The 1,053-nt window shown below is 69.1% G+C and carries 1 protein-coding gene; it reads right to left on the minus strand.

All coding sequences use genetic code 11. The features are described 5' to 3' along the window. Positions 1-743 (minus strand): IS110 family transposase (locus ACTWP9_RS36655; RefSeq protein WP_443250644.1); only part of this gene is annotated, 743 nt, incomplete at its 3' end. Positions 744-1,053 lie beyond the last annotated feature (310 nt).

Here is a 1,053-nt window from a genome sequence, read left to right on the forward strand (position 1 = left end):
AGCTGGGCCTCGGCGGCGATGTCCTCGGCCAGCTCGGCGTAATCGAGCAGGCCGTCGGGCCAGAGCTTGAGGGTCTCGCGGGCCGCATCCGTGATCTTCTCGGCGCGGTCCTCGCGCCACTGTCCGCGGCTGTGGCGGATCAACAAGGCCGCCAGCCGTTTGGGGCCTAGGCGGCGGAGGGCGTGGGGGTCGGCACCGGTGCGCTGGAGCACCGCGAGGGCGGCCTTGCAGTAGGTGCCTGAGCCGAGAGCATTGCCCCAGCCGGGCCCCATCAGCTCCAGCAGGGCGTCGAGCCGGTAGAACGATGCGGTGCGGCGCTCGACCAGCGAGCTGCGTCGGCGGACGGCGCGGCGCAAGGGGTGTGCGGGGCCGGTGTCGGACAGTGGTCGCAGGCCCTCGGGATGCAGGAGCGGCAGCCGGGCCAGGACGCGGGAGTCCAGGCGGTCGTTCTTGGTGTGCTTGTGGTAGTAGTCGCGCAGGTCGGAGGACTGTTCCGGAGGCACCAGCACGACCGTGGCGCCTCGGTTCTGGAACCAGGCTGCCAAGGGCACCCAGGCGTTACGGGTAGGTTCCATGATCACGGTGAGGTCGTCGGTGGTCGGCAAGGCCGCCCATAACCGTTCAAGGTCCTCCGCAGTGGTGGTGAAACGCCGTCCGGAGATGAGGACTTCGCCGGTGGCGTCGGTGCAGGTGGCACGGTGCGAGGCCCGGCAGGCCACGTCGATGCCCAGGTGGATTCTCAACGGTCGTATCCCGTCTTGGCGCAGGGGTGTTGCCGCCCGGGACATCCGCCACGGCCCCTGAGCGCGTGTTCCGCAGGGCTGTGCTGACCGGACATTCGGTAGCAGTGGTCCACGCCGGGCGCGGCCACGGGTTCCCAACAGGGACGCACGTGCGTCGGGCGGTTCAACCAGCCGTCGATCAACGTTGAGAAGTCGCCCGCAAGCAGACGCTTCGGTCAGTGATCCAGCCGTGCCGGAGGAACCGGACCCGACGCACCCTACGCAGCCCCCGAAGATCCCGAAGGGCCAACGCCAAAGCTAAATGTCAGTG

The organism is Streptomyces sp. 3N207, assembly GCF_052246355.1.
Lineage (GTDB): Bacteria > Actinomycetota > Actinomycetes > Streptomycetales > Streptomycetaceae > Streptomyces.